Raw genomic sequence first — 25369 nt, 5'->3', positions numbered from 1 at the left:
GGCATGCGAAAGCCGCCCCGACCACCCTCCGCTGCGGCATGCTTGCGCCGATGAGGGGTGCCGCAGCCACCGCGCTGACCGAGCTGGAACGCGAGATCGACGCGCCCGGTTTCGGCCTGGACCGGCTCCATCTGGTGCCCACCCCGTTCGTCCCGGAGGTGCGGCTGCACCTCGCCGAGGACGCGATCGTCTGGTGGGCCCGGATGGAGGCGCTCGCCGGGCACGCCCTGCCGCCGCCGTACTGGGCCTCCGCCTGGGCCGGCGGCCAGGCCCTGGCCCGGCACCTGCTGGACCACCCGGAGCTGGCCGCCGGACGCCGCGTCCTCGACCTCGCCGCCGGTTCCGGGCTGGTGGCCATCGCCGCCGCGCTTGCCGGCGCCGCCGACGTCGTGGCCAACGACATCGACCCGTACGCCGTGGCGGCCATCACCGTCAACGCGCGCGCCAACCGGGTCGCCGTCGACGCCAGCGGCGAGGACCTGCTCGACAGCGCCCGCGTCGACGCGGACCTGGTGGTCGCCGGAGACGTCTTCTACAGCCGCACGATGGCCGAGCGAATGCTGCCGTTCCTGCAACGGGCCGTCGCCTCCGGCGCCGAGGTGCTGGTCGGGGACCCCGGCCGGGGGCACCTGCCGGCCGACGGGCTACGGGTGCTGGCCGACTATCCGGTGCCCACCACCGAGCCGTCGGTGGACTCGTCGCTGCGCCGGGTGCAGGTGCTGCGACCCGCCTGACGCCCGGGCTCCCTCAGGGGCGACCCCGAGGCGGATACCAGGGGACGCTGGGGGCTGCGACCGGATGTCCGCGCAGGTGCGGCGCCCATAGCGTACGAGTCATGACGCAATGGCTGGCCCAGGTAGGAGAACTGCCCATCCTGGTGCTGATGGGCGCGCTCGGGCTGGTCATGCTCTTCGACGCCGTACCGCTGCTGGGTGTGCTGATCCCCGGTGACGTGGCGATCCTGGCCGCGGTCGGGGTGGGCCGCCCGGCCACCGGGCTGGCCACCTTCGCCGCCGTGCTGGCCGGCTGCCTGGCCGGCTGGTCGCTGAGCTTCCTGGTCGGTCGCCGCTACGCCGAACGCCTGCGCCGCAGCCGGATCGGAGGCTGGATCGGTGAGTCGCGCTGGAGCGCCGCGGAGGGGATCCTCAGTTCCGGCGGTGGTCGGATGATCGTGGTCGCGCCGTTCCTGCCGGTGTTCAACGCGCTGCTGCCGCTGGCCGCCGGCGGGCTGCGGATGTCGTACCGCCGGTTCCTCGGCTGCGCGACGCTCGGCGCGGCGGCCTGGGCCGGTCTCTACCTGGCGTTGGGCACCGCGTCGCGTTCGCTTGCCGGGCTGCTGCCGGGGGCGCCCAGCCCGCTGCTTGTCACCATGGGGGTGGGGTTGGTGCTGGCGTTTGTCGTGCTGGTGGGGGCGCGGCGGCGGTTCGCTGCCCTTGCTGGTTGAGCGTGGTTGCTGGTCGCTTGTTGTCGGTTGCGCTGGGGCGGGGCCTGCCGTGGTTGGGGGGCCTGCCGTGCCCGGCTCCGGCGGTCAGGCTTGATCCCTGCGCCCGGCACGGCAGGCCCCCGCCCCCGTCGTGGTGGCGGTTCGTCGACCGGGTTGCGGCCGCAGACTGGTTGTGGATCTTTTGGGGTTCGCGGTCAGCGTTTGGTGACCCTGCACGTGGTGGTGGGTTACCAGCCTCTGGCTTTCCACTGGGGGAGGGCTGGGCGTTCTGCTCCGAGGGTGCTGTCCTTGCCGTGGCCCGGGTAGAACCAGGTGTCGTCCGGCAGCTTGTCGAACAGCTTGTGCTCGACGTCGTCGATCAGCGCGGCGAAGCGCTGCGGATCCTTGTCCGTGTTACCGACGCCACCCGGGAAGAGGCTGTCGCCGGTGAACAGGTGGCCGGTGCCGTTGGGGTCGCGGTAGAGCAACGCGATCGAGCCAGGCGTGTGGCCCTTGATGTGGATGACCTCCAGCGCGCAGTCACCGACCGCGACGGTGTCGCCATCGGCGAGCTGCTCCGCCTCGATCGGCAGCCCGGCCGCGTCGTCGGCGTGCACGAGCGCCCGCGCGCCGGTCTTGGCGACCACCTCCTCCAGCGCCACCCAGTGGTCCATGTGCTGGTGGGTGGTCACCACAGCGGCCAGACCGCCGTCGCCGACCAGCTCCAGCAGCCGGGGCGCCTCGTTGGCGGCGTCGATCAACACCTGGTCGCCGGTGCCGGTGCAGCGCAGCAGGTAGGCGTTGTTGTCCATCGGGCCCACCGACAACTTGCTGATGGTGAGCCCGTCCAACTCCCGTACCGCTGGCGGGCCGCCGTGGGTGACATCTCCGCTGTAGGTCATGTCGTGTCCGTATCCGTTCCGGTGGAGTAGGCAGGGGACCGTCGGGGTCGACGGCGTACGTGGCCCAGCCGACCCTAGCCGGCCGGCGCCGCGCCGTCGTCGCGGAAATCGCTTTCGGCGCGTCGCCCCGCGCCCTACCGTCGGCCTGACAAGCGGCACCGGGACGTCGGACGGAGGTGGTGTTCATGCCGGACGTGGCACGCGTGTTCCGCCATCACCAGCTCGACACCGATGAGGATGCCATGACCATCGATCTGACCGCCCTCGGCTGGGACGCCGACCGGGCTACCTACGCCGCCCGACGCGGCGAACACCACCCCGGCCGGGTGGCCCGCGTGGACCGGGGGGTCTGCACGGTGCTCACCGTCGACGGCCCGGTCCGGGCCAGCCTCGGCCCGTCCGTGCTGGCCGCCGCCGCCCAGGACCCCTCCGCGCTGCCCTGCGCGGGCGACTGGGTGCTGCTGCACCACTGGCCGGACCGCCGGATCACCGTGGTGGTCGTGCTGCCCCGGCGGGCCGCGCTGGTCCGCCGTACCGCAGGCAAGGACGCCAGCGGCCAGGTGCTGGCCGCCAACCTCGACGCCGCAGCCGTGGTGGAGCCGGTGCACCCGGAGCCGGACGTCGGCCGCATCGAGCGGCTGCTCTCCCTGGTCCACGAGTCCGGGGCTCGGCCGCTCGTGGTGCTGACGAAGGCCGACCTCGCGGCCGACCCGGCCGCGCTGGCCCGCCAGCTCACCGCGATCGCCCCCGGCGTGCCGGTGCTGTCGGTCAGCGCCGAGCGCGGCACCGGTCTGGACCCGCTGCGCGCCGAGGTCGCGCCGGGTCGCACGCTGGGGCTGCTCGGGCCGTCCGGCGCGGGCAAGTCGAGCCTTGTCAACGCGCTCGCCGGCGCGCTGATGATGCCGACCCAGGCGATCCGTCGGGTCGACGGCAAGGGCCGGCACACCACCACGTGGCGGGCCCTGGTGCCGATCCCGGGCGGCGGCGCCGTGATCGACACACCAGGTGTACGGGCGGTCGGCCTGCTCGACGGCGTGGCCGGCCTGGACCTGGCGTTCGCCGACATCGCCGGGCTGGCCCAGGGCTGTCGGTACGCCGACTGCGGCCACGACGGCGAACCTGCCTGCGCGGTCCGCGACGCGCTGCGGACCGGTGAGCTGTCCACCCGCCGGTGGGAGAGCTGGCGGCGTCTGCAGTCGGAGGTCACCCACGAGAGCCGGCGACGCGAGGCGCGGCTGGCCGCCGAGCGGCGCGGCGGATGGCGCTCGGCACGCCGCAGGGCGGCCCGGCCACCGTCGCCCGGAGGTTTCTGACGGCTGCCGTACGCGGGCTCGCCGACGACGCGGCCGACCGGGCTGAGCTGGGGGAATGTGCGGGCGGGGGAAACTGTCACACCTCGGGGCTAGAGTTGCCGAGGCGTGTTTTCCGCGCCCGCACGACCGCTCAAAGGCACCCAGAGCGGGACACATCCTTCGCTTCGTCTTCTCCCGGGAGTACACGCACTGTGGCCGACCGTCTGATCATCCGTGGCGCGCGCGAGCACAACCTGCGTGACGTCAGTCTCGACCTGCCCCGCGACGCTCTCATCGTGTTCACCGGGCTGTCCGGGTCGGGCAAGTCGAGCCTGGCCTTCGACACGATCTTCGCCGAGGGTCAGCGGCGCTACGTGGAGTCGCTCTCGTCGTACGCCCGGCAGTTCCTCGGCCAGATGGACAAGCCCGACGTCGACTTCATCGAGGGGCTGAGCCCGGCCGTCTCGATCGACCAGAAGTCCACCTCGCGTAACCCGCGCTCGACAGTCGGCACCATCACCGAGGTCTACGACTACCTGCGTCTGCTCTATGCCCGCATCGGTGAGCCGCACTGCCCGGTCTGCGGCGAGCGGATCTCCCGGCAGAGCCCGCAGCAGATCGTCGACCGGGTCCTCGCGATGGCCGAGGGCACCAAGTTCATGGTGCTCGCGCCGGTGATCCGTGGCCGCAAGGGCGAGTACGTCGACCTCTTCGCCGAGTTGCAGGCCAAGGGCTACGCCCGAGCCCGCGTCGACGGCGTGGTGCACCCGCTGACCGAGCCGCCGAAGCTCAAGAAGCAGGAGAAGCACACAATCGAGGTGGTGATCGACCGGCTCACCGTCAAGCCGAGCGCCAAGCAGCGGCTGACCGACTCGGTCGAGGCCGCCCTGGGCCTGTCCAGCGGGCTGGTGCTGCTCGACTTCGTCGACCTGCCGGAGGACGACCCGGACCGGGAGCGTCGCTACTCCGAGCACCTGGCCTGCCCCAACGACCACCCGCTCGCCATCGAGGATCTCGAGCCGCGGGTCTTCTCCTTCAACGCGCCGTACGGCGCCTGCCCGGAGTGCACGGGCCTGGGCACCAAGAAGGAGGTCGACCCGGAGCTGCTGGTCCCGGACCCGGAGCGCAGCCTGCGCGAGGGCGCCATCCAGCCCTGGTCCACCGGGCACAACCTGGAATACTTCCTGCGCCTGCTGGAGGCGCTCGGCGAGGCCCAGCACTTCGACGTCGACACCCCGTGGCGGGCGCTGCCGGCGCGGGCGCAGAAGACGATCCTGCACGGCTCCGACGACCAGGTGCACGTGCGCTACCGCAACAAGTACGGGCGCGAGCGCTCCTACTACACCGGCTTCGAGGGCGTCGTGCAGTGGATCGAGCGCCGGCACTCCGACACGGAGTCCGAGTGGTCCCGCGACAAGTACGAGGGCTACATGCGCGACGTGCCGTGCGCGGCGTGCGGCGGCGCCCGGCTCAAGCCGGAGGTGCTCGCGGTCACCCTCGCCGGCAAGAGCATCGCCGAGGTCTGCAACCTGTCCGTGGGGGAGTGCGCCGACCTGCTCGCCGCCATCGAGCTGACCGACCGGCAGAAGATGATCGCCGAGCGCGTCCTCAAGGAGATCAACGCCCGGCTGCGGTTCCTGCTCGACGTCGGCCTGGACTACCTCTCGCTGGACCGGCCGGCCGGCACGCTCTCCGGCGGCGAGGCGCAGCGCATCCGGCTGGCCACCCAGATCGGCTCCGGTCTGGTCGGCGTGCTCTACGTGCTCGACGAGCCGTCGATCGGCCTGCACCAGCGCGACAACCACCGGCTGATCGAGACCCTGATCCGGCTGCGCGGGCTGGGCAACACGCTGATCGTGGTGGAGCACGACGAGGACACCATCCGCGTCGCCGACTGGATCGTCGACATCGGGCCCGGCGCCGGCGAGCACGGCGGCAAGATCGTGCACAGCGGCTCGGTGCCGGCGCTGCTGAAGAACAAGGAGTCGATCACCGGGGCGTACCTTTCCGGGAAGCGGTCGATCCCGACGCCGGCCGGCCGACGGCCGCAGGATCCGGCCCGTGAGCTGGTGGTGCACGGCGCGCGCGAGCACAACCTGCGCAACCTGACGGTCTCGTTCCCGCTGGGCCAGCTCATCGCGGTCACCGGGGTCAGCGGCTCGGGCAAGTCGACGCTCGTCAACGACATCCTGTACGCCGTGCTGGCCAACCAGATCAACGGCGCCCGGCTGGTGCCCGGCCGGCACACCCGGGTCTCCGGTCTGGAGCACGTGGACAAGGTCGTCGGCGTGGACCAGTCGCCGATCGGCCGTACTCCGCGCTCCAACCCGGCCACCTACACCGGGGTCTGGGACCACGTCCGCAAGCTCTTCGCCGAGACCACCGAGGCCAAGGTCCGGGGGTACGGGCCGGGTCGGTTCTCGTTCAACGTCAAGGGCGGCCGCTGCGAGGCGTGCTCCGGCGACGGCACCATCAAGATCGAGATGAACTTCCTGCCCGACGTGTACGTCCCCTGCGAGGTCTGCAAGGGCGCCCGGTACAACCGGGAGACCCTGGAGGTGCACTACAAGGGCAAGACCGTCTCGGACGTGCTGGAGATGCCGATCGAGGAGGCCGCCGAGTTCTTCTCCGCCATCCCGGCCATCCACCGGCACCTCAAGACCCTCGTCGACGTGGGCCTGGGCTACGTCCGTCTCGGGCAGCCCGCGCCGACCCTCTCCGGCGGTGAGGCGCAGCGGGTCAAGCTCGCGTCCGAGCTGCAGAAGCGCTCCACCGGTCGGACGGTCTACGTGCTCGACGAGCCGACCACCGGCCTGCACTTCGAGGACATCCGCAAGCTGCTGATGGTGCTGGAGGGCCTGGTCGACAAGGGCAACACGGTGATCACCATCGAGCACAACCTCGACGTGATCAAGACGGCCGACTGGTTGATCGACATGGGTCCGGAGGGCGGCCACCGGGGCGGCATGGTGCTCGCCACCGGCACCCCCGAGGAGGTCGCCGAGGTGGCCGAGAGTCACACCGGCGAGTTCCTGCGCCAGGTGCTCAAGCTCGACGGCAAGGCCAAGGGTGCTGCTGCCGCCACCACCCGGGCGGCCAAGGCCAACGGCGTCACCAAGGCGCGGGCCAGCCGCAAGGTGCCGGCCGGCGCACGCTGACCTCCATCTCTGCGGGGCGGGGCGCTCGGCGCTCCGCCCCGCACCCATTTCCCGGGTCGGACGGTTGCCGCGATGAACCATCCGGCACAGTTGCCCGTGTGGAAAAGTGTGTCGGCTGTTGACCGGCGCAGCGGGCGAGAGAGAGGCGAGGCATGAGTGACGATCAGGCGCTGACCGGTCCGGGTACGCAGACACGTCGTACCCTGCTCACCGGCGTCGGGGCAGTCGGCGCGGCTGTCGTCCTGGCTGCCTGCGGCAGTGACGACGGCGGTGGCAGTGGCGGTCCCACGAGTGGTGGCCCCGCCGTGCCCAGCACCGGCGACGCCGGCGGCGGCGACCGGCAGAACGCCCAGTCGCTGGCCACCACCGCCGACATCCCGGTCGGCGGCGGCAAGGTCCTCGCCGCCGAGGGCGTGGTCATCACCCAGCCGGCGGCCGGCCAGTTCAAGGGCTTCAGCCCCATCTGTACGCACCAGAACTGCCCGGTCACGAACGTCGACGGCGGCACCATCAACTGCACCTGCCACGGCAGCAAGTTCTCGATCGAGGACGGCTCGGTGAAGGCCGGGCCGGCCAAGAAGCCGCTGCCGCCGAAGGAGATCAAGGTGACCGGGGACCAGATCTCCCTCGCCTGACACCGCGCGGCTCGGCGGCTTGATCGACTCGTGTTCCGGGAAGTCGGGGTGTCCGCGGCCCGCCGACACCCCGCCTTCCCGGAAGCCGAGTGGATCAAGCGCTCGCGGTGGGGTGTCGGGGGTGCGGACTAGGCTTGTCGACGTGGCTGACCCCTCGACCTACCGTCCCGCACCCGGCACCATCCCGGAGTCACCGGGGGTCTACCGCTTCCGCGACGGCACCGGCCGGGTGATCTACGTCGGCAAGGCGAAGAACCTGCGCAGCCGGCTCAACTCCTACTTCGGCGACGTCTGGAACCTGCACGAGCGCACCCGGCAGATGGTCACCACCGCCGAGTCGGTGGACTGGATCACCGTCGGCACCGAGGTCGAGGCGCTCCAGCAGGAGTTCACCTGGATCAAGCAGTACGACCCCCGGTTCAACGTCCGCTACCGCGACGACAAGTCGTACCCCTATCTCGCCGTCACCCTCGACGAGGAATATCCGCGGCTGCAGGTGATGCGCGGCGCGAAGCGCAAGGGTGTGCGCTACTTCGGTCCGTACTCGCACGCCTGGGCCATCCGGGAGACCCTCGACCTGCTGCTGCGAGTCTTCCCCGCGCGCACCTGCTCGGCAGGCGTGTTCAAGCGCGCCGGCCAGGTCGGGCGTCCGTGTCTGCTGGGCTACATCGGCAAGTGCTCGGCGCCGTGCGTCGGCACCGTCTCCGCCGACGAGCACCGTGCCATCGTCGACGGCTTCTGCGACTTCATGGCCGGACGCACCGACACGATGGTCCGCAAGATCGAGCGCGAGATGACCGAGGCGAGCGAGCAGCTGGAGTTCGAGCGTGCCGCCCGCCTGCGTGACGACGTGGCCGCCCTGCGCCGGGCCATGGAGAAGCAGACCGTGGTGCTCGGCGACGGCACCGACGCCGACGTGGTCGCGTTCGCCGACGACCCGCTCGAGGCGGCCGTGCAGGTCTTCCACGTCCGCGACGGCCGAGTCCGCGGCCAGCGCGGCTGGGTCGTGGAGAAGACCGAGGACCTGAGCACCGGCGACCTGGTGCACCACTTCTGCACCCAGGTGTACGGCGGCGAGCACGGCGAAGCCGACGTGCCCCGCGAGCTGCTGGTGCCCGAGTTGCCCGCCGACGCCGACGCGCTTGCCGAGTGGCTCAGCAACCACCGGGGCAGTCGGGTGTCGCTGCGCGTGCCGCAGCGCGGCGACAAGCGCTCGCTGATGGAGACGGTGGAGCGCAACGCCAAGGACGCGTTGGCCCGGCACAAGCTCAAGCGGTCCGGCGACCTGACCACCCGCGGCAAGGCGCTGGACGAGATCAGTGAGGCGCTCGACATGCGCACCTCACCCCTGCGCATCGAGTGCTTCGACATCTCCCAGATCCAGGGCACCGACGTGGTCGCCAGCATGGTGGTCTTCGAGGACGGGCTGCCCCGCAAGAGCGAGTACCGGCGGTTCATCGTCCGGGGCGCCACCGACGACCTGTCCGCCATGTCCGAGGTGCTGCGCCGCCGATTCGCCCGCTTCCTCGACGCGCGGGCCGAGACGGGCGAGGTGGGCGTGGAGTCGGCCGACGACCCGACCGCGCCCGGAGGCGCCACGGATCCACAGGTCGGCATCCTGGTCGACCCGACCACCGGCCGGCCGCGAAAATTCGCGTACCCGCCACAGTTGGTGGTCGTCGACGGCGGCGCCCCGCAGGTCGCGGCGGCCGCCCAGGCACTCGCCGACCTGGGCATCGACGACGTCGCGCTCTGCGGCCTCGCCAAGCGGCTCGAGGAGGTGTGGCTCCCCGACGACGAGTTCCCGGTCATCCTGCCGCGCACCTCGGAGGGTCTCTACCTGCTGCAACGCGTCCGCGACGAGGCGCACCGCTTCGCCATCACGTTCCACCGCCAGCGTCGCTCCAAGCGGATGACCGAGTCCGCGCTGGACAACGTCCCCGGCCTGGGCGAGGTACGCCGCAAGGCGCTGCTACGGCACTTCGGCTCGCTGAAGCGACTCTCCACGGCGACCGTCGAAGAGATCACCGAGGTGCCCGGTGTAGGTCGACGCACCGCCGAGGCGATCCTGGCGGCCCTCGACAAGGGCGCCACAACCGACGACAGCACCCAGGCGACCCCCAGCACCTGAATGCCGCCGACAGCACCGAGGCGACTCCAAGCACGTGAATGCCGCTGCCACTGAGCGGCCCCGAGCTGCGGCTGCCGGTAGGCGGTTCCTGCGCGGTCCCCGACGTCAGCGTGCCTCCGATGGGGGGTCGGCTCGCCGCCCGCCGCCCGCCGCCCGCCGCCCGCCGCCCGCCGCTCCGCCGCCCGCCGCCCGCCGCCCCCCTGCGCCCCCGCCCGCCGCCCGCCGCCCCCTGCGCCCCCGCCCGCCGCCCGCCGCCCCCCTGCGCCCCCGCCCGCCGCCCGCTGCCCCGCTGCCCCGCTGCCCCGCCGCCCGCCGCTCCGCCGCCCGCCGCTCCGCCGCCCGCCGCTCCGCCGCCCCCGCCCGCCGCCCGCCGCCGCCCGCCGCCGCCCGCTGCCCCGCCGCCCCCTGCGCCCCCGCCCGCCGCCCGCCGCCCGCCGCCGCCCCCTGCGCCCCCGCCCCGCCCTCCGGTCAAGATCTGCGCAACTTCGGGGAAGTTGCTGCCTCACGGCGGCGGGGAGGCAGCAGTTTCCCCGATAGTGCGCGGATCACGGCAGCGCGACCGTCACCTACGGTGCGTGTCGGCACTGGGGCGGTGGTGGGCCGGCCCTCTCGCATGATCGTGCTCGATCCAGGTACCAGTGGCCTCGTCCGCGTGGTGAGGGGCCTGTTTCCTGGATCGAGCGCGATCTTGGGTGGGTGCGTCGTTGTGGGCGGGTTCGGAGGTGGCGTGAGGTGGCAGTGCTCGGGCCGATGTTCACCGGGCGATGGGTCGGATCGGGTTGGTTGTCCGGTTTGACATCCGCTGCGGGGCGTCGGTTTGCGTTGCGCTTCGGCGGGGGCCTTCAGTGCCCGGGCCCTGCGACCCCGGAGTCCCGGCGGGGGGGCGCGGGCGGCGCCCGGAGGCCGGGCGAGCGCGGCGATGTCGGAGGTAGGGCGGGGCGCGGTGCCGTGGAAGTCGGCGAAGTGCGGCGAAGCTGGCCGGTGCGCCAGTTGATCGACTCCATGTCGCGGATGTGGGGGTATGCGGGGGGCCCGGACACCGCCACATCGCCGACCTGGAGTCGATCAAGCAGCCCACGTCCCGATCGTCCGGTTCGACGCCGCCGACCTGTCTTGTTTGGGATCGGGTGTCGGGTGGTCGGCGCCACCCCCGTGGCGGAATCGTGGCCCGGCCGGGGTCGTTATACCTGGCATGCCACCGCGCCTGACCGGCCCGGTGCGCGCCGGCGCCCCCGCCGGAAACACCGGCCAGGTCGCCACGGTTACACCCCCGGCGCGCCAGAACACCTTCGGCGTTCCCCCAAGGCCGCCGGGAACACCCCGCCGGTCGCCACGGTTACACCCCCGCAGGGCCGAGCAGCACCACGTGCTGGCCCGTGCGGCCGTCGCCGGGAACACCCCGCCGGTCGCCACGGTTACAAGCCCGCAGGGCCGAGCAGCACCACGTGCTGGCCCGTGCGGCCGCCGCCGGGAACACACCGCCGGTCGCCACGGTTCAACCCCCGGCGCGCCAGAGCACCACTTCGGCGTTCCCCCATCGGGGAGGCCGCCGGGAACACCCGACCGGTCGCCACGGTTACACCCCCGCAGGGCCGAGCAGCACCACGTGCTGGCCCATGCGGCCGTCGCCGGGAACACCCCGCCGGTCGCCATGGTTACACCCCCGCACCACCCGAGCACCGCGGCCGTCGAGAGCCCGGCGGAATGACCCGCCGCCCCGGACCGTTACACCCCCGGACACCCGAGCAGGCCGAGCCGCCGGGTTCCCCGAATTCTTCCCCCCCAGCACGCCGCGGCACCCCCGTCCCCCATGCGGTGTGCCGTGCACCCCCGATGCAGAGGAGCACGCCATCATGCGTACCGATCTGATTCGTAAGACCGCTCTGACCGCTGCTGGTCTGGCCTTCACCGGTGGCGCCATCGCCGGCCCGGTGACGACCGCGTTCGCCGCGCCGAGCACCGACAAGCCCACCACCCAGACCCAGACCGACCGTAAGCCGTCGGGTGAGCGTCAACTCGGCGTTCGCTACCAGGCGCAGCCGAACTTCTACTACTGCGGCCCCGCCGCGGCCCGTAACGCCCTGTCCGTGCAGGGCAAGGACATCAGCGTCGACGACATGGCCAAGGAGATGGGCACCACCGAGGCCGGCACCAACAGCATCAACGACATCACCCCGGTACTGAACAAGGAGACCGGCAAGGCCGACGCCTACCACTCCGTGGAGATCAGCAAGCCCGACGCCGACGCCACACAGACCGACACGCTGCGCGCCGACGTGGTCAAGACCGTCGACAACGGCCGGGCCGTGGTCGCCAACATCGCCGGCACCACCACCGACACCGACGGCGGCACCCACTCGTTCGAGGGCGGGCACTACATCAGCGTCGTGGGCTACCGCGACAACGGCACGATCGTGAGGATCGCTGACTCGGCCGACCCGAACACCGCCTCCTACGACGTCACCATCGAGCACCTCGCCGACTGGATCGCCACCCGCGGCTACGCCACCAACTGACCCCGCGAACACACAAACCGACAGGGCCGGACCCCCACCAGGGGTCCGGCCCTTCGGCATGACCTCAGTCGGTGGCGAGGACGGCCAGGATCTGCTCGCCGTACTTGGCGAGCTTGTTCTCGCCGACCCCGCTGACCCGCGACAGCTCCGCGAGAGAGGTGGGCGCGTCGCCCGCGATCTGTCGGAGGGTGGCGTCGTGGAAGATGACGTACGCCGGGACGCCCTGCTCCTTGGCGGTGGCCGCGCGCCAGGCCCGCAGCCGCTCGAAGACCGACGCGGCCGCCGGGGTCAGCTCGGCGACGACCGTGGCCGCCCCGCGCGGCTTCGACGACCGGCTCGACGCCTGCCGCTCCGGCTCGCGGCGCATCGTGACGGTACGGCGGCGGCCCAGGACGTCGGCGCTCGCCGCGGTCAGCGCGAGGGTGCCGTAGTCGCCCTCCACGGCGAGCAGCCCCTCGGCGAGGAGTTGCCGGACCACGCCCCGCCACTCGGCCTCGCTCAGCTCCGTGCCGATGCCGAAGACGGTAAGCGAGTCGTGACCGTACTGGCTGACCTTGTCGGTCTGCTTGCCGAGCAGGATGTCGACGCAGTGCCCGGCGCCGAACCGCTGGTTGCGCTCGCGGTCGAGGCGGAAGATCGCGGAGAGCAGCTTCTGGGCGGCGACGGTGCCGTCCCACGACTCCGGTGGGTTGAGGCAGGTGTCGCAGTTGCCGCAGGCCGTCGGGGTCGTCTCGCCGAAGTATTCGAGCAGTTGCACCCGTCGGCAGCGGACCGTCTCGCAGAGCGCGAGCATCGCGTCCAGGTGTGCGGCGAGGTTGCGCCTGTGCGCGAGGTCGCCGTCGGACGTCTCGATCATCTTGCGCTGCTGGACCACGTCCTGCAGGCCGTACGCCAGCCAGGCGGTGGACGGCAGCCCGTCGCGGCCGGCGCGGCCGGTCTCCTGGTAGTAGCCCTCGACGGACTTCGGCAGGTCGAGGTGGGCGACGAAGCGTACGTCCGGCTTGTCGATGCCCATCCCGAAGGCGATGGTGGCCACCATGACGAGGCCGTCCTCGCGGAGGAACCGTTGCTGGTTGGCGGCGCGGGTGGTCGCGTCCAGGCCGGCGTGGTACGGCAGGGCGGCAATGCCGTTGGCGACGAGGAACTCGGCGGTCTTGTCCACCGAGGCGCGGGACAGGCAGTAGACGATGCCGGCGTCGCCGGGGTGCTCGTCGCGCAGCAGGGCGAGCAGTTGCTTGCGGGGTTCGCGCTTGGGCACGATCCGGTACTGGATGTTGGGCCGGTCGAAGCTGGCCACGAAGTGCCGGGCGTCGTCCAGCCCCAGCCGGCTGGCGATCTCGGTGCGGGTGGCGCTCGTCGCGGTGGCGGTCAGCGCGATCCGGGGGACCTGCGGCCAGCGCTCGTGCAGCATCGACAGCGCCAGGTAGTCGGGCCGGAAGTCGTGCCCCCACTGGGACACGCAGTGCGCCTCGTCGATCGCGAACAGGGAGATCCGCCCCCGGTCCAGCAGAGCGAGGGTGGATCGGACGCCGAGCGCCTCCGGTGCCAGGTAGAGCAGGTCCAACTCGCCGGCGACGAACGCGGCCTCCACCCGCCGTCGGGCGTCCAGGGTCTGGGTGGAGTTCAGGAATCCGGCGCGGACACCGACCGCGGTGAGGGCGTCCACCTGGTCCTGCATGAGCGCGATAAGCGGGGAGACCACGACCGCGACACCGTCGCGGACCAACGCCGGGATCTGGTAGCACAGCGACTTGCCGCCACCCGTGGGCATCAGCACCAGCGCGTCGCCACCGGCGACGACATGGTCGATGACCTGCTGCTGGAAGCCACGGAAGGCGTCGTACCCGAACACCCGGCGCAGCACCGGCAGCGCGTCCTCGGTACGCAGGTCGGTGGGGGAAGCCATTCGCGGAGTCTACGAGCCCACCCCGACACCGCTCGCCCGGCGCACCCGGGCCGGGCACACCGGACGGGCGACGCGGTCAGCTCGGTTGACTGGACCGGTTGGCCAGGCCGCGCGGCGGGGCCTTCATCCCGACCACGATGTCGACGATCTCGATGTAGCGGGCCTTGGCGCCCATCCGGAACGCGGTGGCCGCAGCGTTGATCTCCTCCAGGGTGTCGGCCTCCACCATGGTGACCTGGTCGTATTTTCCGTTCACCCCCGTGCAGACCACGTGGGTGAGCTGCTTGGCGAAGCGGCCCAGATCCCGGGCGTGCTCGGCGGAGACCTCGTGGATGCCCTCCCGGCCGAGGGCGAAGTATTCCGGACTGATCCGCATGAACAGGAAACCGACGTACTTGTTCTTGTCGGCCAGATCGTGCATCGCACCCTCCCAGATGTCGGCGTTGACCTGCGGCGATCACGAAGAGCGTATAGACGACTACTGATCGTCATCAAGAGTGGTGACTGTCGGGAGGACGACCGGTGCCGAGTCCGTCGGCGTCCGATCGGCCACGGGTGCCCGACCACTCCGCAGGCGGCGGGATAGAGTCGCTGATTGACCAATCGCGGCCGATGGCGGCCGCGGCGCCACGGCTTGGGGGTACGGGTGAGCGAGGCGCGCGCAGACGGGGACCGGACCGATCCTCCGGTGGCCGCGGACGGGCAGCCGGCGGCCGAGTCGGAGACCACCCTCGTGGTGGTCACCGGGCTGTCCGGTGGCGGTCGCAGCACCGTCGCCCGGGCCTTGGAGAACGTCGGCTACTACGTCGTGGACAACCTGCCGCAGGCACTCATGCTCGACATGGCCGAGCTGGCGTTCAAGGCCGGCGGCGCGGCCCGGCGTACCGCGATGGTCCTGGACGTGCGCTCGCGGGCCTTCTCCACTGACCTGGCCGGGGCGATCCGCGAGCTGAAGGAGCGGGGCTTCTCGCCCCGGGTGGTGTTCGTCGACGCCGACGACGAGGTGCTGATCCGCCGGTTCGAGAGCGTCCGGCGTTCGCACCCGTTGCAGGGCGACGGGCGGCTCGCGGACGGCATCGCCGTGGAGCGCGGGCTGTTGGAGGAGGCCCGCGACCAGGCCGACGTGATCATCGACACCAGCCACCTGAACGTCAACCAGCTCCGTCGCCGGATCGAGGAGCTGTTCGGCGGCGAGGACGCCCGCCGGCTGCGTGTCACAGTGCTGTCGTTCGGATTCAAGTACGGCCTGCCGCCGGACGCCGACTTCGTGCTGGACGCCCGGTTCCTGCCGAACCCGTACTGGGTGCCGGAGCTGCGCGAGCACACCGGGCGGGAGGAGGCGGTAAGCGCGTACGTGCTGGGCCAGGAGGGCGCGGACGCCTTCGTCGCCTCGTACGCCGACCTGGTCAACGCCACGACCGCCGGGTTCGAGCGGGAGGGCAAGCGGTACCTGACGGTCGCCGTGGGCTGTACCGGCGGCAAGCACCGCAGCGTGGCAATCGCCGAGGAGCTGGCCGGTCGGCTGCGCCAGTCGGGGCTGGCCGCCAACGCGCAGCACCGCGACCTGGGGCGGGAATGACGGCGCGTCGGGTGGTGGCCTTCGGCGGAGGGCACGGGTTGTCCGCGTCGCTGCGCGCGCTGCGCCACTGCGCCCCCGAACTCGACCTGGACATCACGGCGGTGGTCACGGTCGGCGACGACGGCGGTTCCAGCGGCCGGCTGCGAGCCGAACGGGGCGGTCTGCCCCCCGGCGACCTGCGGCAGGCCCTGGTGGCGCTTGCTGGCGACCACCCGGCCACCCGACGCAGCGCCGGGCTGTTCCAGCACCGCTTCGCCGCCGTGCCGGCAGGCGTACCCCCGCTCGGTGAAGCCGACCCGGTCCCGCCGGCGACCGACGACCCCGACCCGCGCGGACCGGGGACGAACGGTCCGGACCCGCACGGCCAGGGCGCAGGCGGCGCAGGCCAGGGCGCGGGCGGCGCAGGCCAGGGCGCGGGCGGCGCGAGCCGAGGCGCGGACTCGCGCGGCCCGGGCGCAGACGGCTCGGGCCAGGATGCCGCGGGACCGACGGCGGCGCGCGCCGACGGGTTGGCCGGGCACGCGGTGGGCAACCTGGTGCTCTGCGGCCTCATGGAGCTGCTCGGCGACCCGGTGGCCGCGCTGGAACACGCCGGAGCGATGCTGGGCGCGGTCGGGCGGGTCCTGCCGATGTCGCGCCAGCCGGTCGGCATCGAGGCGCGGGTACGCGGCGCCGACCCGGCCGCCCCGGACGAGGTGCGCACCGTACGCGGCCAGCACCAGGTGGCGGTCACCACCGGGCGGGTCGAGTCGCTGCGCCTCACCCCGGCCGCCCCGGCGGCCTGTGCCGAAGCCCTGGCGGCGATCGGCGCAGCGGACTGGTTGATCTTCGGCCCGGGCAGTTGGTACACGAGCGTGCTGCCGCACCTGCTGGTGCCGCAGTTGGCCGACGCGATCGTGTCCAGCTCGGCCCGGCGGCTGGTCACGCTGAACCTGGCCGCGGAGAAGGAGACTCTCGGCCTCTCGGTCGCCGATCATCTGGCGGCGCTGCGCTGGTACCTGCCCGAACTCAAGGTCGACTTCGTGCTCGCGGACGCCAAGGCGGTGGGTGACCCTGAACCGGTCGAACGTGCGGCAGAATCGCTTGGTGCCCGCCTGGTCCTCGCCCCCGTCGCCGTCACCGACGGCACTCCCCGCCATGATCCGGCTGCCCTGGGCGCCGCGCTGGTGCCTGTCCTGGGCGCCGATCGTTAGACACGTACGTAATCTCCGGCGACACGCCGGAACAGGTCCGTGAGGGGACGCACAATGGCGATGACGGCTGCGGTCAAGGACGAGCTGAGTCGGGTCGACGTGCCCAAGCCCTGCTGTCGGCGGGCGGAGATGGCCGCGCTGCTGCGCTTCGCCGGCGGGCTGCACATCGTCTCCGGCCGCGTGGTGGTGGAGGCTGAGCTGGACACCGGGGCGGTCGCGCGCCGGTTGCGGCGGGAGATCGCCGAGGTCTACGGCTACCCCAGCGAGATCCACGTGCTGGCGTCGGGTGGGCTGCGCAAGGGCAGCCACTTCATCGTCCGCGTGGTCAAGGACGGTGAGGCGCTCGCGCGGCAGACCGGCCTGCTTGACGTGCGCGGCCGGCCGGTGCGCGGGCTGCCCCCGCACGTGGTGGCGGCAAACGTCTGCTGCGCCGTCTCGGCGTGGCGGGGCGCGTTCATGGCGCACGGCTCGCTCACCGAGCCCGGCCGCTCCAGCGCGCTGGAGATCACCTGCCCGGGGCCGGAGTCGGCGCTGGCGCTCGTCGGCGCGGCCCGACGGATCGGCATCACCGCGAAGAACCGCGAGGTGCGCGGGGTGGACCGGGTGGTGGTCAAGGACGGCGACGCGATCGCCGCGCTGCTCACCCGCATCGGCGCGCACTCAAGCGTGCTGGCCTGGGAGGAGCGCCGGGTGCGCCGCGAGGTGCGGGCCACCGCCAACCGGCTGGCGAACTTCGACGACGCCAACCTGCGCCGCTCGGCGCGGGCGGCGGTCGCCGCCGCCGCCCGGGTGACCCGGGCGCTGGAGATCCTTGCCGACGAGGCGCCCAACCACCTCACCGACGCCGGTCGACTGCGCCTGGAGCACCGGCAGGCGTCGCTGGAGGAGCTGGGCGCGCTGGCCGAGCCTCCGCTGACCAAGGACGCCATCGCCGGACGAATCCGGCGTCTGCTGGCGTTGGCCGACAAGCGGGCCCGGGACCTCGGCATCCCTGATACCGAAGCGGCCGTCACGCCCGACATGCTCGTGGTCTGATAGGACGGTGGGGCCGTACGGTGCGGCGGGAGCACGCCCCGGCGCAGCGTGGTCTCACGCGCTCGGATAGGGTCGCTGCGTACGGCAAGGGGGCCGACACCGGCACTCCTCGCCGTGCCCACCGCCTCGGGCGGTCAGGTCCTCAGACCGCGCGGCGGGGTGGCCGAGATGAACCGTCAGCGGCCGGCTCCAACGGTCGGCGCACACCATTCCCGCCGGCGCGTTGTCTGCAGCCGGCGGACCAGAACGCGAGGAGATGGGACCTGTGACCATCCGGGTTGGCATCAACGGCTTCGGCCGAATCGGCCGTAACTTCTTCCGGGCAGTGCTGGCGTCCGACGCCGACATCGAGGTCGTGGCGGTGAACGACCTGACCGACAACGCCACGCTCGCCCACCTGCTCAAGTACGACAGCATCCTCGGCCGCCTGCCGTACGAGGTGAAGGCCACCGCCGACGAGATCACCGTCGGTGGCAAGACCATCAAGGCGTACGCCGAGAAGGACCCGTCGAAGCTGCCGTGGGGCGAGGTGGGCGCCGACGTCGTCATCGAGTCGACGGGCTTCTTCACCGACGCCACCAAGGCGAAGGCGCACGTCGACGGCGGGGCCAAGAAGGTCATCATCTCCGCCCCGGCGAAGAACGAGGACGTCACAGTCGTCATGGGTGTCAACCACGACACCTACGACCCGGCGAAGCACACAATCATCTCCAACGCCTCGTGCACGACCAACTGCCTCGCCCCGATGGCGAAGGTCCTGCACGACACGTTCGGCATCCAGCACGGTCTGATGACGACGATCCACGCGTACACCCAGGACCAGAACCTGCAGGACGCGCCGCACTCGGATCTGCGTCGGGCCCGCGCCGCCGCGCTGAACATCGTCCCGACCTCGACCGGCGCCGCGAAGGCCATCGGCCTGGTGCTGCCGGACCTGAAGGGCAAGCTCGACGGGTACGCGCTGCGGGTGCCGATCCCGACCGGCTCGGTCACCGACCTCACCGTCAACGTGGGTCGCGAGACCACCGTGGACGAGGTCAACGCCGCGCTGAAGGCCGCCGCGGACGGCCCGCTCAAGGGCATCCTGGTCTACAACGAGGACCCGATCGTCTCCACCGACATCGTCACCGACCCGGCGTCGTGCATCTTCGACGCGCCGCTGACCAAGGTCGTCGGCAACCAGGTGAAGGTCGTCGGCTGGTACGACAACGAGTGGGGCTACTCCAACCGGCTCGTCGACCTCGTCAAGCTGGTGGGTTCCTCGCTGTGAGCATCCGGACCCTCGACGACCTGCTCGCCGAGGGGGTGTCGGGTCGGCGCGTGCTGGTGCGCGCCGACCTGAACGTCCCGCTCGACAAGCAGACCGGCGACATCAGCGATGACGGCCGGATCCGCGCGGTGCTGCCGACGCTCGGCGCGCTGGTCGAGGCCGGCGCGAAGGTGGTCGTCTGCTCGCACCTGGGCCGCCCGAAGGGCGCTCCGGACCCGCAGTTCAGCCTGAGCCCGGTCGCCGCGCGGCTCGGTGAGCTGCTCGGCGCTCCGGTGCGCTTCGCCACCGACACGGTCGGCGACTCGGCCCGCTCCACAGTCGCCGACCTGGCCGACGGCCAGGTCGCCCTCCTGGAGAACCTGCGCTTCAACGCCGGTGAGACAAGCAAGGACGAGGCCGAGCGGGGCGCCTTCGCCGACCAGCTCGCCGCGTTCGGCGACGCGTACGTCGACGACGCGTTCGGCGCCGTGCACCGCAAGCACGCAAGCGTGTACGACGTGCCGGCGCGGCTGCCGCACGTGGCCGGTCGGCTGGTGCTGCGCGAGGTCGAGGTGCTCTCCAAGCTCACCAGCGAGCCCGAGCGGCCGTACGTGGTGGTGCTCGGCGGGTCCAAGGTCTCCGACAAGCTCGCGGTGATCGAGGCCCTGCTGCCCACCGTCGACCGGCTGCTCATCGGCGGCGGGATGTGCTTCACCTTCCTCAAGGCCCAGGGCCTGGAGGTGGGCACCTCGCTGCTCGAGAAGGACATGGTCGAGACCTGCCGCAACCTGCTGGAGCGGTCCGAGGGCAAGATCATGCTCCCGGTCGACGTGGTGGTCGCGGACGCGTTCGCCCCGGACGCCGCGCACGACACGGTCCGCGTCGACGGCATCCCGAGCCACCGGCTCGGCCTGGACGTCGGCCCGGAGACGGTCGCCGGCTTCGCCGCCGCCCTGTCCCAGGCCAAGACGATCTTCTGGAACGGCCCGATGGGCGTGTTCGAGATGGCGGCGTTCGCGGCCGGCACCCGGGGGATCGCCGAGGCGATCACCAAGGCCGACGCGTTCAGCGTCGTCGGTGGCGGCGACTCCGCCGCGGCGGTACGTGCGTTGGGGCTGGACGAGTCGAGCTTCGGTCACATCTCCACAGGCGGCGGCGCCTCCCTGGAGTACCTGGAGGGCAAGACCCTCCCCGGCATCGCGGCCCTGGAGAACTGAGCATGGCGAGCACGACCCGCCGACCGTTGATGGCCGGCAACTGGAAGATGAACCTCAACCACCTCGAGGCCAACCTGCTCGTGCAGAAGCTGGCCGCGAGCCTCACCGAGAAGCAGCTCACCGAGGTCGAGACGGTCGTGCTGCCGCCGTTCACCGACCTGCGCACCGTGCAGACGGCTGTGGACGGCGACAAGCTGCTGATCGGCTACGGCGGGCAGGACCTCTCCCCGCACGCCGGGGGCGCGTACACCGGGGACATCTCGGGCGCGATGCTCGCCAAGCTCGGCTGCACGTACGTGGTGGTCGGCCACTCCGAGCGGCGGGCCTACCACCACGAGGACGACGGGGTGGTCAACGCGAAGGTGAAGGCGGCGCTCACGCACGGCCTGACCCCGATCCTCTGCGTGGGGGAGGGGCTGGACATCCGCGAGCAGGGCACCCACGTGGCGCACTGCTCCGACCAGCTCGACGGGGGCCTCGCCGGGCTCACCCCCGAGCAGGTGCGCCAGGTCGTCATCGCGTACGAGCCGGTCTGGGCGATCGGCACCGGCAAGACCGCGACGCCTGAGGACGCCCAGGAGGTCTGCGGTGCGGTCCGCAAGCGGTTGGCGGAGCGCCTCGACCAGGAGACCGCCGACGCCGTCCGGGTCCTCTACGGCGGCTCGGTCAAGGCGTCGAACGTCGCCTCGATCATGGCCCAGCCGGACGTGGACGGGGGCCTGGTGGGCGGCGCCAGCCTGGACGCGGAAGAATTCGCGCAGATCTGCCGGTTCCCCGAGCACATCGCTCGCTGATCGCTCGCTATCCTGGACACCGCCCGTCCACCGGCCGGTGCCGCCGTGCCCGACCTGTCCGGGCGAGGATCGCTACGAGAGGACTGCCCCCAGCCATGCCGATCTGGTTCGCATACACGTTGATCGTGTTGCTGGTCATCACGAGCATCCTGCTCACCATGCTCATCCTGCTGCACCGCGGCAAGGGCGGCGGGTTGTCGAGCATGTTCGGCGGTGGCGTCAGCTCCAGCCTCGCCGGCTCCTCGGTGGCCGAGAAGAACCTGGACCGTTACACCGTTCTGGTGGGTGTCGTCTGGTTCGCGGCGATCGTCGGGCTGGGGCTCTGGCTCCGCCTCCAGATGAACAGCGGCACCTGAGCAGGCCCGCGAAGTCGTACAATCTGCGCGCGGTCCGTCACTCGACGGGCCGCGCGCAGTTCTTTCTCCGCTGCACCGCGTCGCCCGCCGCCCACCCCTGACGACGGCGGGTCCCCTCCGACGACAGGAGCGAGCAGCCGTGCCCAGTGGCAACGTCATCCGCGGCGCCCGCGTCGGGTCCGCACCCATGCGCCCGGACGAGCGGCACCAACCCGCACCCCGACAGGACGTCACCTACTGGTGTCGCAACGACCACCGGACCGACATCCGGATCGCTGCCGACGCCACGGCGCCTCCGCTGTGGGACTGCCCCCGTTGTGGGCTGCCCGCCGGCCCGGACGCGCAGAACCCGCCCGGGCGGGTCCGCGCCGAGCCCTACAAGAGCCACCTGGCGTACGTGAAGGAGCGGCGTACCGCCGAGGAGGGCGAGGCGCTGCTGGCGGAGGCGCTCGCCGCGCTGCGCCGCCGCCGGGGCGAAAGCTAGGGGAGGCCCCGCGGAGGGGCCTCCCACCGCTCAGCGCAGGCTACGCAGCCGGGCCGGCACGTCGGCGGCCGCCGCGCGGTCCAGCAGCCAGCGGGTGCGGTCCACGCCGTGCACCCCGGCGGCCGGCAGCTGCACCGAGCCGGCGCCGGCAAGCGCCATGCCCACCGCACGGGCCTTGTCCGCGCCGCCGGCCACCAGCCAGACCTCCTCGGCGGTGTTGATCGTCGGCAGGGTGAGGGTGGTTCGCACAGCCGGTGGCTTCGGGCTGCCCCGCACCGCGCTGCACGGGCGGGTGTCGTAGTGCACCGGGTGCTCGGGGAAGATCGACGCCACGTGCCCGTCCTCGCCGACACCCAGCATCAGCACGTCGAAGTGCGGCAGCGCGGCGTGCCCCGGCCGGGCGGCCCGGGCCAACTCGTCGGCGTACGCGGCGGCGGCCGCCTCGGGGTCGTTGCCGGCCGGGCCGTCGGAGGCCGGCATGGGATGCACCCGGGCCGGGTCCAGCGGCACCACGTCCAGCAGAGCGGCGCGGGCCTGGGTCTCGTTGCGCTCCGGGTCGCCGGCGGGCAGGAACCGCTCGTCACCCCACCACACGTCGACCCGGGACCAGTCGACCGCGTCGCGGGCCGGCAGCGCCGCCACCGCCCGGTACACGGCAGCGGCGATCCGACCGCCGGTGAGCACCACCGACGCCTCCCCCCGGTCGGCCTGGGCGTCGAGGATCTTCACCAGCAGCCGGGCGGCCACGGCCTGCGCCAGCAGGTCGGCGTCGGCGTGGACGGCGACACTCGCCTCACTCATGGGTTGTGCCTTCCCGACCGCTGGGCGGTCGCTGTCGCGTCGTCTCCGGGCCGGTACGCCGGGAGGCGCTCCGGTGGAGGGCCGGAACGATCCCGGCCCTCCCGGTTGTCGTGCTGCGGTCGTTGCGGCTCAGCTCTCGCCGCTCGTGCCGGTGTGCGCGGTGACCCCGGCCTCGGCGCGCTGGGCCGTGGCCGGATCCTTCCAGACGTGTACCCGCTGCGGGGGGCGCTGTTCCAGACCCCGCAGCCCGGCGGTCGCGCCCAGCGCCTCCGCGTACACCTGGTCGGCGTCCAGCCGACGCAGCTCCTCGGCCAGCTCGTCACCGAGCGGCCGACGGACCAGCGGCAGGGCCCGGTCGTCCTGACCGGTGCGCCGGAACACCGCCATGCTGTCCTCGCGGGTCAGCGTCAGTTGGTCGCCGTTGGCGCAGCTCAACCGCACCTCCCGCATCCGGGGAAACTCGTCGGTGTCCACCCGGTGCGGGGTGATGCCGAGCCGGCTGGACAGCCAACCGACCATAAGCGCCGCCGTCGGGTCGGTGGGCGGCGCGACGACTGTCGCCTCGACGACCTGCTCGCTGGCGGTGTCGAACGCCCCCGCGACAAGGGTCCGCCACGGGGTGATCCGGGTCCACGCCAGGTCCGTGTCGCCCGGGGCGTAGTCGCGGGCTCGCTGCCGCAACGCCTCCACCGGGTCGGCGGCCTGCGCCGAGTCGGTGATCCGGCGGTCGGCGACCACTCCGAGGAAGTCGGTGGCGATCTCCGCGGGCGGCTCGCCGTGCCACCAGGTGACCACGGGCACGTCCGGCACCAGCAGCGGCATCACCACCGACTCGGCGTGCAGGGCGAGCCGCCCGTACATCCGGGTGACCACCGCCTCGCAGGGGCCGAGTCGACCACCGACCACGATCTCCGCGTCCAGCCGGTTGCGCTCCCGCTCGATGTCGGAGCGGACCACGACCACCAGCCGGCACGGGTGGGCGGCGGCGGCGATCGTCGCCGCCGCCTCCGCCTCCCGCACCCGCTTCTCGTCCACCACCACGATGAGGGTGAGCGCCATGCCGCTGGCCACACCACCGGCGCTGCGCCGCTCGGCGGCGAGCGCCTTGACCACCTCGTTGCCGGTGGTGTCCCACAGCCCGATCATGCTCTTCTCCAAGCGCGGCCCTCGCGGGCCAGCATCTCGTCGGACGCCCGCGGCCCCCACTCACCGGCCCGGTACGGCTCCGGCGTGGTGCCCTCCCAGGCGTGCTCCAGCGGGTCGATCACCTGCCAGCTCTGCTCGACCTCGGCCGCGTCCGGGAACAGGGTGCGGTCCCCGATCAGCACGTCCAGCACCAGCCGCTCGTACGCCTCCGGGCTGGACTCCGTGAACGCCTCGCCGTACTGGAAGTCCATCGCGATGTCGCGGACCTCCATCGTGGTGCCGGGCACCTTCGAGCCGAACTTGAGCACCACGCCCTCGTCCGGCTGCACCCGGATGACGAGCTGGTTGTTGCCCAGCGACTCCATGTCGGCGTCGTTGAACGGCAGGTGCGGCGCCTTCTTGAACATGATGGCGACCTCGGTGACCCGCCGGGGCAGCCGCTTGCCGGCCCGGATGTAGAACGGCACCTCGGCCCAGCGCCGGTTCTGGATGCCCAGCCGCACCGCCACGTACGTCTCCGTGGTGGAGTCGGCGGGGACGTCCTGCTCCTCCCGGTAGCCGACCGCGCGCTCGCCGCCCACCCAGCCGGGCAGGTACTGGCCGCGGACGGTGTCCCGGGCCACGTCCTTCGGCAGGGTGATCGCCTTGAGCACCTTCAGCTTCTCGGCGCGGATCTCGTCGGCGTCGAAGCTTGTCGGCTCCTCCATGGCCACCAGGGCCAGGAGTTGGAGCAGGTGGTTCTGCAGCACGTCGCGGGCGGTGCCGACGGTGTCGTAGAAGCCTGCGCGACTGCCGATGCCGACGTCCTCGGCCATGGTGATCTGCACCGAGTCGACGTACTTCGAGTTCCACAAGGGCTCGAACAGGTTGTTGGCGAACCGCAGCGCCAGGATGTTCTGGACGGTCTCCTTGCCCAGGTAGTGGTCGATCCGGAAGACGTCCTGGCGGGTGAACACGTCGTCGACGAGGTCGTTGAGCGCCTTCGCCGACGGCAGGTCGTTGCCGAACGGCTTCTCCACCACCACCCGGCGCCAGCCGCCGGACTTCTCGTTGTCGGCCATCCCGGTGCGGGCCAGTTGCTTGAGCACGACGGGGAACGCGGCCGGGGGGATGGAGAAGTAGAACGCCGCGTTGCCGGCGATGCCGTGGGTCTGCCGCAGGTCGTCAAGCGTCGAGGCGAGCTGGTCGAACGCCGCGTCGTCGTCGAACGACCCGCCGACGAACTTGATGTTGCCGGCCAGCCGTGCCCAGACCTCCTCCCGCCACGGGGTGCGGGCGTGCTTGCGGGCCGCCTCGCACGCCAGGGTCTCGAAGTCGCCGTCACCCCAGTCGCGGCGGGCGAAGCCGAGAACCACGAAACCGGGCGGCAGCAGCCCCCGGTTCGCCAGGTCGTACACCGCGGGGAGCAGCTTCTTGCGGGCCAGGTCGCCGGTCACCCCGAAGATCACCAGAGCGCACGGCTCGGGGATCCGGGGCAACCGGCGGTCCTGCGGGTCGCGCAGCGGGTTCACCGAACCGCCTTCTCGCTCCGCTTCTGTCACAGCGTCCATCC

The 25369-nt window shown here is 72.1% G+C and carries 21 protein-coding genes; 15 read left to right on the top strand and 6 right to left on the bottom strand.

Going from position 1 to position 25369, the window contains the following annotated elements:
* Positions 1-50: 50 nt before the first annotated feature.
* Positions 51-734, top strand: a complete 684-nt coding sequence (locus tag OOJ91_RS10140; RefSeq protein ID WP_323178438.1) for a class I SAM-dependent methyltransferase — start codon at positions 51-53, stop codon at positions 732-734.
* 101 nt (positions 735-835) lie between these two features.
* Positions 836-1444, top strand: a complete 609-nt coding sequence (locus tag OOJ91_RS10135) for a DedA family protein (protein ID WP_266244361.1) — start codon at positions 836-838, stop codon at positions 1442-1444.
* A gap of 227 nt (positions 1445-1671) precedes the next feature.
* Here the strand turns inward: OOJ91_RS10135 and OOJ91_RS10130 are convergent, their stop codons facing one another.
* The gene (locus tag OOJ91_RS10130; protein ID WP_266244360.1) at positions 1672-2325 is read right to left on the bottom strand and encodes an MBL fold metallo-hydrolase; all 654 of its coding nucleotides are present in this window, start codon (positions 2323-2325) and stop codon (positions 1672-1674) included.
* Between the two features lie 242 nt (positions 2326-2567).
* Between OOJ91_RS10130 and rsgA the strand changes: the two genes are divergently transcribed.
* The 5 genes from rsgA to OOJ91_RS10105 all read left to right on the top strand — a co-directional run bounded on the left by rsgA (position 2568) and on the right by OOJ91_RS10105 (position 12057).
* Positions 2568-3638, top strand: coding sequence for a ribosome small subunit-dependent GTPase A (rsgA, locus tag OOJ91_RS10125; RefSeq protein ID WP_266245351.1), 1071 nt, complete (start codon positions 2568-2570; stop codon positions 3636-3638).
* A 191-nt stretch (positions 3639-3829) separates the two neighbouring features.
* Positions 3830-6775 (top strand): excinuclease ABC subunit UvrA, encoded by a 2946-nt coding sequence (gene uvrA, locus OOJ91_RS10120; protein ID WP_266244359.1) that lies wholly within the window; start codon positions 3830-3832, stop codon positions 6773-6775.
* 152 nt (positions 6776-6927) lie between these two features.
* The gene (locus OOJ91_RS10115; RefSeq protein WP_266244358.1) at positions 6928-7410 is read left to right on the top strand and encodes a Rieske (2Fe-2S) protein; all 483 of its coding nucleotides are present in this window, start codon (positions 6928-6930) and stop codon (positions 7408-7410) included.
* Positions 7411-7552: 142 nt separating this feature from the next.
* The gene (uvrC, locus tag OOJ91_RS10110) at positions 7553-9541 is read left to right on the top strand and encodes an excinuclease ABC subunit UvrC (RefSeq protein WP_266244357.1); all 1989 of its coding nucleotides are present in this window, start codon (positions 7553-7555) and stop codon (positions 9539-9541) included.
* Between the two features lie 1853 nt (positions 9542-11394).
* Positions 11395-12057 (top strand): C39 family peptidase, encoded by a 663-nt coding sequence (locus tag OOJ91_RS10105; protein WP_266244356.1) that lies wholly within the window; start codon positions 11395-11397, stop codon positions 12055-12057.
* Positions 12058-12121: 64 nt separating this feature from the next.
* On the opposite strand, the gene recQ is transcribed toward OOJ91_RS10105, so the two are convergent.
* Positions 12122-13963: a DNA helicase RecQ gene (recQ, locus tag OOJ91_RS10100; protein ID WP_266244355.1), complete on the bottom strand. Its 1842-nt coding sequence runs from the start codon at positions 13961-13963 to the stop codon at positions 12122-12124.
* Between the two features lie 76 nt (positions 13964-14039).
* Positions 14040-14384, bottom strand: coding sequence for a hypothetical protein (locus OOJ91_RS10095; RefSeq protein ID WP_266244354.1), 345 nt, complete (start codon positions 14382-14384; stop codon positions 14040-14042).
* 267 nt (positions 14385-14651) lie between these two features.
* On the opposite strand from OOJ91_RS10095, the gene rapZ reads away from it, so the two are divergent.
* The 8 genes from rapZ (at position 14652) to OOJ91_RS10055 (ending at position 21870) form a co-directional block, all read left to right on the top strand.
* Positions 14652-15542, top strand: a complete 891-nt coding sequence (gene rapZ, locus OOJ91_RS10090; protein WP_266245349.1) for an RNase adapter RapZ — start codon at positions 14652-14654, stop codon at positions 15540-15542.
* Positions 15539-16735, top strand: coding sequence for a gluconeogenesis factor YvcK family protein (locus tag OOJ91_RS10085; protein WP_266244353.1), 1197 nt, complete (start codon positions 15539-15541; stop codon positions 16733-16735). The genes rapZ and OOJ91_RS10085 overlap by 4 nt, the downstream gene beginning before the upstream one ends.
* Positions 16736-16789: 54 nt before the next feature.
* On the top strand, positions 16790-17770 hold the full coding sequence (whiA, locus tag OOJ91_RS10080; protein WP_074312802.1) for a DNA-binding protein WhiA: 981 nt from the start codon (positions 16790-16792) through the stop codon (positions 17768-17770).
* 265 nt (positions 17771-18035) lie between these two features.
* Positions 18036-19040 carry a type I glyceraldehyde-3-phosphate dehydrogenase gene (gene gap, locus OOJ91_RS10075; protein ID WP_124853956.1) on the top strand — a complete coding sequence of 335 codons (1005 nt, stop codon included), beginning with the start codon at positions 18036-18038 and terminating at the stop codon, positions 19038-19040.
* Positions 19037-20236, top strand: a complete 1200-nt coding sequence (locus OOJ91_RS10070; protein WP_266244352.1) for a phosphoglycerate kinase — start codon at positions 19037-19039, stop codon at positions 20234-20236. The genes gap and OOJ91_RS10070 overlap by 4 nt, the downstream gene beginning before the upstream one ends.
* Positions 20237-20238: 2 nt before the next feature.
* On the top strand, positions 20239-21030 hold the full coding sequence (gene tpiA / locus OOJ91_RS10065) for a triose-phosphate isomerase (RefSeq protein ID WP_266244351.1): 792 nt from the start codon (positions 20239-20241) through the stop codon (positions 21028-21030).
* A 95-nt stretch (positions 21031-21125) separates the two neighbouring features.
* On the top strand, positions 21126-21386 hold the full coding sequence (gene secG / locus OOJ91_RS10060; RefSeq protein ID WP_007462735.1) for a preprotein translocase subunit SecG: 261 nt from the start codon (positions 21126-21128) through the stop codon (positions 21384-21386).
* 139 nt (positions 21387-21525) lie between these two features.
* The gene (locus OOJ91_RS10055) at positions 21526-21870 is read left to right on the top strand and encodes an RNA polymerase-binding protein RbpA (protein ID WP_007462733.1); all 345 of its coding nucleotides are present in this window, start codon (positions 21526-21528) and stop codon (positions 21868-21870) included.
* Between the two features lie 30 nt (positions 21871-21900).
* On the opposite strand, the gene pgl is transcribed toward OOJ91_RS10055, so the two are convergent.
* From pgl to zwf, 3 genes are all read right to left on the bottom strand, one after another.
* Entirely contained in the window at positions 21901-22671 is a 771-nt protein-coding gene (gene pgl / locus OOJ91_RS10050; RefSeq protein WP_266244350.1) for a 6-phosphogluconolactonase, read from the bottom strand.
* A 129-nt stretch (positions 22672-22800) separates the two neighbouring features.
* Positions 22801-23817 (bottom strand): glucose-6-phosphate dehydrogenase assembly protein OpcA, encoded by a 1017-nt coding sequence (locus tag OOJ91_RS10045; protein WP_266244349.1) that lies wholly within the window; start codon positions 23815-23817, stop codon positions 22801-22803.
* On the bottom strand, positions 23814-25367 hold the full coding sequence (gene zwf, locus OOJ91_RS10040; RefSeq protein ID WP_266244348.1) for a glucose-6-phosphate dehydrogenase: 1554 nt from the start codon (positions 25365-25367) through the stop codon (positions 23814-23816). The genes OOJ91_RS10045 and zwf overlap by 4 nt, the downstream gene beginning before the upstream one ends.
* Positions 25368-25369: the final 2 nt, after the last annotated feature.

The organism is Micromonospora lupini, from assembly GCF_026342015.1.
Lineage (GTDB): Bacteria > Actinomycetota > Actinomycetes > Mycobacteriales > Micromonosporaceae > Micromonospora > Micromonospora lupini_B.
Note: the sequence above shows the minus strand (reverse complement) of the source record. Positions and strands in the feature narration are given on the sequence as shown.